The sequence below is a fragment of the Pseudomonas sp. UTLPPB19802 genome, assembly GCF_059730225.1.
The window spans coordinates 6,920,224-6,931,854 of record NZ_AP048545.1; the positions used below are offsets into that span (position 1 = coordinate 6,920,224).

General features: G+C 62.3%; 11 protein-coding genes. 7 read left to right on the top strand and 4 right to left on the bottom strand.

Annotated features, from left to right (window positions below; genetic code table 11):
- Positions 1-138: 138 nt before the first annotated feature.
- The 6 genes from AC6I6U_RS30540 to AC6I6U_RS30565 all read left to right on the top strand — a co-directional run bounded on the left by AC6I6U_RS30540 (position 139) and on the right by AC6I6U_RS30565 (position 7,434).
- On the top strand, positions 139-2,592 hold the full coding sequence (locus AC6I6U_RS30540) for a penicillin acylase family protein (protein WP_497879654.1): 2,454 nt from the start codon (positions 139-141) through the stop codon (positions 2,590-2,592).
- Positions 2,593-3,260: 668 nt separating this feature from the next.
- A complete protein-coding gene (locus AC6I6U_RS30545) occupies positions 3,261-4,040 on the top strand; it encodes a transporter substrate-binding domain-containing protein (RefSeq protein ID WP_497879655.1) in 780 nt (259 codons plus the stop codon).
- Positions 4,041-4,098: 58 nt separating this feature from the next.
- Positions 4,099-4,827, top strand: a complete 729-nt coding sequence (locus AC6I6U_RS30550; protein WP_497879656.1) for an ABC transporter permease — start codon at positions 4,099-4,101, stop codon at positions 4,825-4,827.
- Positions 4,824-5,534 carry an ABC transporter permease gene (locus AC6I6U_RS30555; protein ID WP_497879657.1) on the top strand — a complete coding sequence of 237 codons (711 nt, stop codon included), beginning with the start codon at positions 4,824-4,826 and terminating at the stop codon, positions 5,532-5,534. Before AC6I6U_RS30550 ends, AC6I6U_RS30555 begins: the two co-directional genes overlap by 4 nt.
- Before the next feature lie 9 nt (positions 5,535-5,543).
- Entirely contained in the window at positions 5,544-6,662 is a 1,119-nt protein-coding gene (locus tag AC6I6U_RS30560; protein ID WP_497879658.1) for a succinylglutamate desuccinylase, read from the top strand.
- A 7-nt stretch (positions 6,663-6,669) separates the two neighbouring features.
- A complete protein-coding gene (locus tag AC6I6U_RS30565; protein WP_497879659.1) occupies positions 6,670-7,434 on the top strand; it encodes an ABC transporter ATP-binding protein in 765 nt (254 codons plus the stop codon).
- A gap of 118 nt (positions 7,435-7,552) precedes the next feature.
- Here the strand turns inward: AC6I6U_RS30565 and AC6I6U_RS30570 are convergent, their stop codons facing one another.
- The 3 genes from AC6I6U_RS30570 to dcd all read right to left on the bottom strand — a co-directional run bounded on the left by AC6I6U_RS30570 (position 7,553) and on the right by dcd (position 9,392).
- Positions 7,553-8,389: a transporter substrate-binding domain-containing protein gene (locus tag AC6I6U_RS30570; protein ID WP_497879660.1), complete on the bottom strand. Its 837-nt coding sequence runs from the start codon at positions 8,387-8,389 to the stop codon at positions 7,553-7,555.
- 122 nt (positions 8,390-8,511) lie between these two features.
- Entirely contained in the window at positions 8,512-8,718 is a 207-nt protein-coding gene (locus tag AC6I6U_RS30575; RefSeq protein WP_497879661.1) for a hypothetical protein, read from the bottom strand.
- A gap of 107 nt (positions 8,719-8,825) precedes the next feature.
- Positions 8,826-9,392, bottom strand: coding sequence for a dCTP deaminase (gene dcd, locus AC6I6U_RS30580; RefSeq protein WP_427558209.1), 567 nt, complete (start codon positions 9,390-9,392; stop codon positions 8,826-8,828).
- A 386-nt stretch (positions 9,393-9,778) separates the two neighbouring features.
- Here dcd and AC6I6U_RS30585 point away from each other — a divergent pair, with 386 nt between their 5' ends.
- Positions 9,779-9,988, top strand: coding sequence for a cold-shock protein (locus AC6I6U_RS30585; protein ID WP_010445013.1), 210 nt, complete (start codon positions 9,779-9,781; stop codon positions 9,986-9,988).
- A gap of 295 nt (positions 9,989-10,283) precedes the next feature.
- Here the strand turns inward: AC6I6U_RS30585 and apbC are convergent, their stop codons facing one another.
- Complete coding sequence (apbC, locus tag AC6I6U_RS30590; RefSeq protein WP_497879662.1) at positions 10,284-11,378, bottom strand: iron-sulfur cluster carrier protein ApbC; 1,095 nt, start codon at positions 11,376-11,378, stop codon at positions 10,284-10,286.
- Positions 11,379-11,631 lie beyond the last annotated feature (253 nt).

Genomic DNA, 11,631 nt, shown 5'->3' on the forward strand with positions numbered 1-11,631 from the left:
TCTTTTTCGCTCCCTTTTCGACAAGAACCGCCAGGATCGCACAAAACCGCAAAATAACCGCAGCCCCTGTCTTGCGCGGCCTTGTCCCGCTCACTAACGTAGCGCCTTTACTGACGCTACCCCCGCAGGAGCCTTGCCATGGCCTCGCCAGCCTATCCCCTCTTTTTCAAAAAATGTGGCGTCGCCGCCGCCGTGGCGGGCCTGCTCGGCCTGGCCGGTTGCCAATCCTGGAACACCCAGGACAGCCTGCCACCGACCTCCGGCGTGCAGCCGATCAAGGGCCTGGCGCAAAACGTGTCGGTACGCCGCAACACCCTGGGCATGCCGCTGATCGAAAGCAACAGCTTCCATGATGCGCTGTTCACCCTCGGTTACGTCCATGCCAGCGACCGCATCACCCAGATGGTCACCCTGCGCCTGCTGGCCCAGGGCCGCCTGGCGGAAATGAACGGCGCCGAAGCGCTGGACACCGACCGTTTCATGCGCGCGGTCAACCTGAAAAAGAGCGCCGGCGAGCTGTACAACGCCTCGTCGCCGCGCATCAAGCGTTTCTTCGAGGTCTATGCCCGGGGCGTCAACGCCTATCTGTTCCGCTACCGCGACAAGCTGCCGCCAGACCTGGCCCGTACCGGCTACCTGCCCGAGTACTGGAAACCGGAAGACTCCGCGCTGGTGTTCTGCCTGTTGAACTTCCAACTGTCGGCCAACCTGCCGGAAGAGATTTCCTCACTGGTCATCGCCCAGAAGGTCGGGCTGGACAAGCTTGCCTGGCTGACTCCGACCGCTCCCGACGAACCGCTGCCCCAGGCCGATGTGGACAAGCTCAAGGGTGTGGCGCTGAGCCAGATCGCCGGGCTGGCTTCGGTCGACAAGGCCTCCGCGCAAGTCGTCGCCCTGAACGGCTTCGGCGCCGGCACCTCGACCAACTGGGCCATCGCCCCACAACGCAGCCGCAGCGGCAAGAGCCTGCTCGCTGCCGACCTGCAGCAACCGACCAACTCCCCCGCTGCCTGGAACTACGTACAGATCCGCGCACCGAAGTACCAGGCCGCCGGTCTCTCGGTCGCCGGCCTGCCGGCCATCCTTTCGGGCTTCAATGGCAAGGTCGCCTGGAGCCTGGCGGCGGTGCCGGGTGACAGCCAGGACCTGTTCCTCGAAAAGCTCAAGCGCCAGGGCAACGCCCTGTACTACGAGGCCGACGGCAAATGGCTGCCGGCGGTCGTGCGCAACGAGACCTACTTCATCAGGGGCCAGCGCTCGATCCGCGAGGCCGTCTATGAAACCCGCCATGGTCCGCTGCTAAACAGCGCCCTGGGTGACGCACCGCTGGCCGGTGGTTATGGCCTGGCCCTGCAGACGCCATCGCTCAAGGACGACAAGAGCCTCGATGCCTTCTTCGACCTGTCCCGGGCCCAGAACGCCGAGAAGGCCTCGGATGCCAGCCGGGAAATCCGTGCCATCGCCCTGAACATGATCTTCGCCGACGCCAGCAACATCGGCTGGCAGGTCACCGGCCGCTACCCGAACCGTCGCGAGGGTGAAGGCCTGTTCCCGTCGCCGGGCTGGGATAGCCGTTTCGACTGGGACGGTTATGCCGACGCGATGCTCCACCCCTACGACCAGACCCCACCGCAAGGCTGGCTCGGCACCGCCAACCAGCGCACCGCGGCCAAGGGCTACGGCATGCAGTTGTCCAATTCCTGGTATTACCCGGAGCGCGGCGAGCGCCTGGCGCAGTTGGCCAGCCTCGGCAAGCAGGACAGCCGCAGCACCATTGCCATGCAGTACGACCAGAGCACCACCTTCGCCGACAAGCTGAAGAAGATGTTCGAGGCGCCGGGCATGGCCCAGCCACTCAAGCAAGCCATCGACGCCCTGCCCGAGGCCGAACGCGCCAAGGCGCGGGAAGCCCTCAGCCGGCTGATGGCGTTCGACGGCAAGCTCAGCCCGGTTTCGGCAGACGCGGCGCTGTACGAGCTGTTCCTGCAGGAAAGCATGAAGCAGATCTTCCTCGACAAGCTCGGCCCGGAAAACGGTCCGGTGTGGCAGGCGTTCATCGGCAGTGGCCGGTTGTCCTACTCGGCCCAGGCCGATCATCTGCTGGGGCGAGAGGAAAGCCCGTTCTGGGACGACAGCCGCACCCCGCAGAAGGAAGACAAGCCGGCGATCCTCGCCCGCAGCCTGGCGGCGGCCATCAGTGCCGGCGACAGCCAACTGGGTGGCGACCACAAGGCCTGGCAATGGGGCAAGCTGCACCAACTGGAATGGAAGAACGCCAACGGCCAGGGCCTGCGTGGCCCGATCCAGGTCGGTGGCGATCACACCACCCTGAACACCACGGCCTACCTGTGGGGCGGTCACAGCTTCGAGACCACCCTGGCACCCGCCGTGCGGATGATCGTCGACTTCGGCCAGATAGAACCCCTGATGGGCCAGCAGAGCCCCGGCCAGTCCGGCAACCCGGCGAGCCCGTACTACGCCAATGGTATCGACGGCTGGCTGAAGGCCCAGTACGTCAGCTTCCCGATGCAGCCGCAAAACCTCGACAAGGCCTACGGCACCAGTCGCTTGACCCTGACACCGGGCAAGTAGATATCACGCGAGCGTGGCTGGGGTGTGATCTGTGATCTGTGATCTGTGATCTGTGATCTGTGATCTGTGATCTGTGATCTGTGATCTGTGATCTGTGATCTGTGATCTGTGATCTGTGATCTGTGATCTGTGATCTGTGATGGTGGATGGTGGCGAGCGGGCTTGCCCGCGCTGGGCTGCAACGCAGCCCTAAAACCATCCACCACCGCCGTACCTGAGAAAAGCGGTCGCCTGGTTTACGACTGCTTCGCAGCCGAGCGCGGGCAAGCCCGCTCGCCACAACTATCATCACCCCTCACTGATCACACATCCCTGACCACCCATCACGGTCCCCCCATCACTGATCACCAGTCACCAGTCACCAGTCACCAGTCACCAGTCACCAGTCACCAGTCACCAGTCACCAGTCACCAGTCATCGTCTCAAACCACGCAATCCAACCCCAATATGCGCCATCCTTCCCAGGAGTTTTCGCACCATTAATGTGCACCGGTTTTTTGCTGCCCGATTTCGGGCATCATGAGCTGGCTTGTAGCCATATTCCTACCTTTTAAAACGCCTGTTCGGGAGTATGGTTCGGAAATTGCTACTTTTATCCGGTCATACGCGTTCCAGTAACAGTACTTCGTGCGCCACAAGCGCTCATTTTGGTCTTCAGGGATTAAATAATGAAAAAAGCATTGCTGACCCTTTCCGCACTGGCTCTCTGCATGGCCGCCGGCTCCGCCCTGGCCAAGGAATACAAGGTGCTGCGCTTTGGCGTGGACCCTTCCTACGCGCCCTTCGAGTCCAAGGCCGCTGACGGCAGCCTGGTCGGCTTCGATATCGACCTGGGCAATGCCATCTGTGCCGAACTGAAGGTCGAGTGCAAATGGGTCCAGAGCGACTTCGACGGCATGATTCCGGGCCTCAATGCCAACAAGTTCGACGGTGTGATCTCGTCGATGACCGTGACCGAAACCCGCCAGAAGGCCATCGACTTCTCCAACGAACTGTTCTCCGGCCCGACCTCCCTCGTGTTCAAGAAAGGTGCAAACTACTCCACCCCAGAGTCCCTCAAGGGCAAGAGCGTGGGCTACGAGCAGGGCACCATCCAGGAAGCCTACGCCAAGTCCGTACTGGACAAGGCCGGCGTGATCACCAAGGCCTACGCCAACCAGGACCAGGTCTACGCCGACCTCACCTCCGGCCGTCTCGACGCCTCGGTACAGGACATGCTCCAGGCCGAACTGGGCTTCCTGAAATCGCCAGCCGGCGCCGACTACGAAGTCAGCAAGGCGATCGACGATCCGCTGCTGCCGTCGAAAACCGCGATCGGTATCAAAAAAGGTAACAAGGACCTCAAGGCTCTGCTGGACAAAGGTATCGAAGCGTTACACAAGGACGGCAAATATGCCGAAATCCAGAAGAAGCACTTTGGCGACCTGAACCTGTATAGCGGGAAGTGATCCCCTGGGCGCCTCCTGCAAAAGGGGGCGCTTTCCTGAAGGCCAAAGGCACACGTTCATGTTCGACAACTTCCTGCAAACCCTGGGGCTCTCTGCCTTCAGCTTGAGGGGCTTCGGCCCGATCCTGCTGGAAGGCACCTGGATGACCATCCAATTATCGGTACTGTCGCTGCTGGTGAGCGTACTGCTCGGCCTGCTCGGCGCCAGCGCCAAGCTGTCCAGCGTCAGGCTGCTGCGCCTGCCGGCACAGATCTACACCACGCTGATCCGTGGCGTACCCGACCTGGTGCTGATGCTGCTGATTTTCTACAGCCTGCAAACCTGGCTCTCCAGCCTGACCGATGCCATGGACTGGGACTACATCGAGATCGACCCTTTCGCCGCCGGGGTTATCACCCTGGGCTTCATCTACGGCGCCTATTTCACCGAAACCTTTCGTGGCGCGATCCTCGCCGTGCCACGCGGGCAACTCGAAGCCGCCACCGCCTATGGGCTGACCCGGGCCCAGCGCTTCCGCTTCGTGACCTTCCCGCAGATGATGCGCTTCGCCCTGCCGGGGATCGGCAACAACTGGATGGTGATCCTCAAGGCCACCGCTCTGGTCTCCATCATCGGTCTGGCCGACCTGGTCAAGGCTGCCCAGGATGCGGGCAAGAGCACCTATCAACTGTTCTACTTCCTGGTACTCGCCGCCTTGATCTACCTGCTTATCACCAGTGCCTCGAACTACGTCCTGCGCTGGCTGGAACGGCGTTACGCAGCCGGTAGCCGGGAGGCCGTGCGATGATCGAACTGCTCGAACAATACTGGCGTCCGTTCCTCTACAGCGACGGCCAGCACATCACCGGCCTGGCCATGACCCTGTGGCTGCTCAGCGCCTCGATCTTCATCGGTTTCCTGGTCTCGGTGCCGCTGTCGATCGCCCGTGTCTCGCCCAAGCGTCGCATTCGCTGGCCGGTGGAGTTCTACACCTACCTGTTCCGCGGCACGCCGTTGTACATCCAGTTGCTGATCTGCTACACCGGGATCTACAGTCTGGAGGCCGTGCGCGGCCAACCGTTGCTCAACTCGTTCTTCCGCGATGCGATGAACTGCACCATCCTCGCCTTCGCCTTGAACACCTGCGCCTACACCACGGAGATCTTCGCCGGGGCGATCCGCAGCATGAACCACGGCGAGGTCGAGGCGGCCAAGGCCTATGGCCTGACTGGCTGGAAGCTCTACGCCTACGTGATCATGCCGTCTGCCCTGCGCCGCTCGCTGCCGTACTACAGCAACGAAGTGATTCTGATGCTGCACTCCACCACCGTGGCCTTCACCGCAACCATTCCGGATATCCTGAAGATCGCCCGGGACGCCAACTCGGCGACCTACATGACCTTCCAGTCGTTCGGCATCGCGGCGCTGATCTACCTGGCGATCACCTTCACCCTGGTCGGTCTGTTCCGACTGGCCGAGCGCCGCTGGCTGGCCTTCCTCGGCCCGACTCACTAGGACTTTTCCATGCGTCATGTCACTCACGACCTGCTGGCGCCCGTACCGGGCACCACGCGTCAGATCCACAGCTTCCACTTCGGCCCGGAACAGGCCGAACGCAAGGTCTATATCCAGTCGTCGCTGCATGCCGACGAACTGCCCGGCATGCTGGTCGCCTGGCACCTCAAGCAGCGCCTGGCCGAACTGGAACAGGCGGGCCGCCTGCGCGGCGAGGTCGTACTGGTGCCGGTGGCCAACCCGGTCGGGCTGGAACAGGTGCTGATGGACGTGCCCCTGGGCCGCTACGAGCTGGAAAGCGGGCAGAACTTCAATCGCTGGTTCGTCGACCTCAGCGAGGAAATCGGCAACCGTATCGAACACCAGCTCAGCGATGATTCGCGGCACAACCTGCTGCTGGTCCGTCGCGAGCTGAAGGCGGCGCTGGCGGCGGAAGTCCCGGCGACGCAGTTGCAATCCCAGCGCCTGGCGCTGCAACGGATCGCCTGCGACGCCGACATGGTGCTCGACCTGCATTGCGACTTCGAAGCCGTCACCCACCTCTACACCACGCCCGAGGCCTGGCCGCAGGTGGAGCCGCTGGCCCGCTACATCGGCTCCGAGGCCAGCCTGCTGGCGACCGATTCCGGTGGCCAGTCGTTCGACGAATGCTTCACCCTGCTCTGGTGGGACCTGAAACAACGCTTCGGCGAGCGCTTCGCGATGCCCATGGGCAGTTTCTCGGTGACCGTCGAGCTGCGAGGCCAGGGCGATGTCACGCACCCGCTGGCGAGCCAGGATTGCCAGGCGATTCTCGACTACCTGACCCAGTTCGGGGTCATCGATGGCGAGATATCCCTGCCACCGGCACTGCGCTATCCGGCGACACCGCTGGCCGGCGTCGAGCCGGTCGCCACGCCATTGGGCGGCCTGCTGGTGTTCCACGTCCTGCCAGGCGAATACCTGGAGGCCGGACAACTGATCGCTGAAGTGATCGACCCGATCAGCGACCGGGTCACCCCTGTCCACAGCAGCACTGCGGGCCTGCTCTACGCCCGTTCGCTGCGCCGCATGGCGACCGCCGGCATGGTCATCGCCCATGTTGCCGGCCGCGAAGCCTATCGCAGCGGCTATCTACTTTCTCCTTGAGGTACCCATGTACAAACTGACCATTGAAGGCCTGCACAAGAGCTATGGCGACCACGAGGTCCTCAAGGGCGTCTCGCTCAAGGCCAAGACCGGCGATGTGATCAGCCTGATCGGCGCCAGCGGTTCGGGCAAGAGCACCTTCCTGCGCTGCATCAACTTCCTGGAAACGCCCAATGACGGCGCCATGAGCCTCGATGGCCAGGCGATCCGCATGATAAGCGACAAGAATGGCATGCGCGTGGCCGACGAAACCGAGCTGCAGCGCATTCGCACCCGCCTGGCCATGGTGTTCCAGCACTTCAACCTGTGGAGCCACATGAGCGTGCTGGAAAACATCACCATGGCCCCGCGCCGGGTGCTGGGGGTCGATCGCAAGGAAGCCGAGGACCGTGCGCGCCGCTACCTGGACAAGGTCGGCCTGCCGGCGCGGGTCGCCGAACAGTACCCCGCGTTCCTCTCCGGTGGCCAGCAGCAGCGGGTGGCGATCGCCCGAGCGCTGGCGATGGAGCCGGAAGTGATGCTGTTCGACGAACCGACCTCGGCGCTCGACCCGGAACTGGTGGGTGAGGTGCTCAAGGTCATCCAGGGCCTGGCCGAGGAAGGCCGGACGATGATCATGGTGACCCATGAAATGAGCTTTGCCCGCAAGGTCTCGAACCAGGTGCTGTTCCTGCACCAGGGACTGGTGGAAGAACAGGGCGCACCAGAGGACGTACTGGGCAATCCCCAGAGCGAGCGGCTGCGACAGTTCCTCAGCGGTAACCTCAAGTAATTGGGCAGGGCTTGCGGGCCGCTTCGCGGGCAAGCCCTGCTCCTACAGTTTTGAGTCGGCCATGGCTCTTGTCCTTGCAGGAACAGGACTTGCCCGCAAAGCGGCCCTCAACCTTGCATCAATTGTGGGCAGCCTGCCACGGATAGGCCAGCCACTGCTGCATGCGCTTGGCAAACCGTCCGCTTTCCATGTCCTGGTGCAGCCACTGGTCAACGTACTGTTTGAGCACGATGTCCCGCGGCAGCAGCACCGCCTTCTCGGAAAAATCGAACGGCTGGTCCGGATGCACCGCACACAGCTGCGGATGCAACTTCTCCTGCAGGCGCGTCTCGACGGCGTCGGTCATCATCAGGTCGGCCTTGCCGTCGACGATCTGCTGGAAGATGGTGACGTTGTCCTCGTGAACGATGATCCGCGCCTGCTTCAGGTTGGCCCGGGCGAATTTCTCGTTGGTACCACCAGGGTTGACGATGGCTGTCACCTTGGGCTGGTCGATCTGCTCCAGGGTCTGGAAGGCCTGCTGCCGGGAACACAGGGTGATCGGGGTCTTGCCGTCACGCTGGTAGGGCTGCGAGAAGAACGCCTGTTTCTGGCGCTCCATGTTCACCGAGATACCGCTGATGCCAAGATCGAAGCGATCCGCCTGCAAATCGCCCATCAACGTCGGCCAGCTGGTCGGGACCAACTCCAGCTTCACCCCCATCGACTGCGCCAGGCCCTGGGCCAGTTCGATATCCAGGCCGATGAAGTGCCCACCAGTCTTGTAACTGAATGGCTTGTAGTCTCCGGTGGTGCCGACCCGCAACACCCCCTGCTGGATGATCCGGTCGAGACGGCTGACCGTTTGCACCTGCGCAACGTTGCTTACCGGTTCGGCAGCCTGGGCCGCGGTCGTGGCGAGCAATACCGCCGAAAGCAGGATACGGGGGAACCCCATGGGAATGGAAAACGTCATAGGCAGCCCTTTTTATTCTCTGATATCCGTGAGTGCGCATGGATGGCACTCCGGCAGACTACCTACAAGGAGCAGGACAAGCGACCCCCGGACGGCCGGACGCCGTCCAGACGGAAGGTGGGTCAGGCAACCGGAGCCGGAGGCGGCTCGTCGGGCAGCACCGGTTCACCGGGCTCGGTAGGTTGCTGGCCGGGAGTATCGGGATCGGGCTGGCCAGGAATGCCGCCTGCCAGGCTCTGCGGCTGGGCGAGCAACGACCAGGCCAGCAAGCCCACTTGATTGGGTTCCAGTTTCGCCAGTTGGGCGCTGATACTTGGATCGATCTTCATGGGTGACTCCTGAGCATTGTGGCCCGGTCGCATTGCGCCAACCGGAACGGTACACCCCAATAGAGTGCCCTTGTGCCCAGGAATTCCCTCGGATCAGTCGCCCTTCGTCAGGTGCGCGGCAGGGTCACGCCACGCTGGCCCTGGTACTTGCCGCCACGATCCTTATAGGAGACTTCGCATTCTTCGTCGGACTCCAGGAACAGCATCTGCGCCACGCCTTCGTTGGCGTAGATTTTCGCCGGCAGGGTGGTGGTGTTGGAGAATTCGAGGGTCACGTGACCTTCCCACTCCGGTTCCAGCGGGGTCACGTTGACGATGATGCCGCAGCGCGCATAGGTGCTCTTGCCCAGGCAGATGGTCAGTACATTGCGCGGAATGCGGAAATACTCGACGGTGCGGGCCAGGGCGAAGGAGTTCGGCGGAATGATGCAGACATCGCTTTTGACGTCGACGAAGCTGCCGGCATCGAAGTTTTTCGGATCGACGGTCGCCGAGTTGATGTTGGTGAACACCTTGAACTCGTCGGCGCAACGCACGTCGTAGCCATAGCTCGACACCCCGAAGGAAATCAGCCGGTCGGCGCCTTCGCCACGCATCTGGCGCTCGACGAAGGGTTCGATCATGCCGTGTTCTTGCGCCATGCGGCGAATCCACTTGTCCGATTTGATGCTCATGGCGGGTGTCCTGAATAGCGAGGTGGAGAATTCTGCCCGGCATCTTACCGGGGCCCATCGCAGGGTTCAAAGTCCGAGGGTCGATTTGCCTCAAAATAGCTGCCCCGGATCCCCCCGCCAAATCCGGCGAAAGCCTTTGTGGCGGGCGTCTGCAGGCTAGATGGATGGCCGTCAGTCACGAAATAGGCGAAACCTTGGCAAAGACCATTGGCACGTTCTGGAAAAAGGGTTAAGGTGGCGGCACTGTGTTGCTTGTGTCACTGAGAATCTCTACACGATGTTGAATTTCGATCCAACCATCTCCAAGAATTTTTCCTGCTCTTTGCACTCAGTCTCGGCCAGGGCTTTTCCTGAGCCGCAGTTAACTTTGTCCAAGGAGACATCAAATGTCTAACCGCCAAACCGGTACCGTCAAGTGGTTCAACGATGAAAAAGGCTTCGGCTTCATCACTCCACAATCCGGTGACGACCTGTTCGTACACTTCAAAGCCATCCAGGCTGACGGTTTCAAAACTCTGAAAGAAGGCCAGCAGGTCTCTTTCGTTGCTACCCGCGGCCAGAAAGGCATGCAAGCTGAAGAAGTTCAAGTTATCTAACTTGCACTGATCCAGTAAAAAGCCCCGCTCTCTCACGAGATGCGGGGCTTTTTTGTGTCCGGGTGTTTTCCCATTCCAAGGCGATGAAACATTTTCGTGGCACACAAGCCTCCATGATCAACAGGCTTTTGTGGCGAGCGGGCTTGCCCGCGCTGGGCCGCAGGGCGGCCCTGAAACCTGCATCCCGCATGTATCATGCCTTACGCCTGGTTCTGCGACTGCCTTGCAGTCGAGCGCGGGCAAGCCCGCTCGCCACGCAAGCCCGTTCACCAGCGGGCGGAGAAAGCCCGGCCGATCAGTCGTCGCTGATGGTAATGTTCGGCATGGCCTGGCTCGCGGCTTCCTGCAGCACGATCCGCGCACCCACATGGCGGGCCAGTTCCTGGTAGACCATGGCGATCTGGCCATCAGGATCGGCGGCCACGGTCGGCTTGCCACCGTCGGCCTGCTCGCGGATCACCAGCGACAGCGGCAACGAGGCCAGCAGTTCGACGCCGTACTGCGAAGCCAGCTTCTCGCCACCGCCCTCGCCGAACAGGTGTTCGGCATGGCCGCAGTTCGAGCAGATATGCACCGCCATGTTTTCCACCACGCCCAGCACCGGAATGTTCACCTTGCGGAACATCTCCACGCCCTTCTTCGCATCGAGCAGGGCCAGGTCCTGCGGGGTGGTGACGATCACCGAGCCCGCCACCGGGATCTTCTGCGCCAGGGTCAGCTGGATATCGCCGGTGCCCGGCGGCATGTCGATCACCAGGTAGTCGAGGTTGCCCCAGTCGGTCTGGGTCACCAGTTGCAGCAACGCGCCGGAGACCATCGGACCGCGCCAGACCATCGGCGTGTTGTCGTCGGTCAGGAACGCCATGGACATGACCTCCACGCCCAGGGACTCGATCGGCACGAACCACTTCTGGTCCTTGATCTTCGGCCGGGTGCCCTCGGCGATGCCGAACATCACGCCCTGGCTAGGACCGTAGATGTCCGCGTCGAGAATCCCTACCTTCGCCCCTTCGCGAGCCAATGCCAGCGCCAGGTTGGCCGCCGTGGTCGACTTGCCCACCCCACCCTTGCCGGAAGCCACCGCCACTACGTTCTTCACGTTGGCCAGGCCCGGGATCTGCGCCTGGGCCTTGTGCGGAGCGATCACGCAGTCGATGTCGACCTTGGCCGAGGCCACGCCGTCCAGGCCTTCGATGGCCAGTTGCAGCATCTGCGCCCAGCCGTTCTTGAACAGACCGGCGGCATAGCCCAATTCGAGGTGGACACTGACCCGGTCGGCCTGGATATCGATGGCTTTCACGCATCCGGCGCTGAGCGGGTCCTTGTTCAGATAAGGATCGGTGTACTGGCGAAGGACGGCCTCCACCGCTGCGCGATTGACTGCGCTCATGGGCAACTCCCGAAAAAGACTGAGTGAAACAGGCGGCTATCGTAACCGTTCTGACGCACGCAGGCATGCAGGACAGCCCAGGAGAATCACTTGTGGCGAGCGGGCTCGCCCGCGATGGGGCGCGAAGCGACCCTGAAAGCTGCATGCGCGGCGTACCCGTTGGAGCCAATTCACAGGTTTTGCGACGGCTGCGCTGTCGAGCGCGGCGGTGCGGCGACCCACAAGCCCGCTCGCCACGGCGTGCCTGCCACTA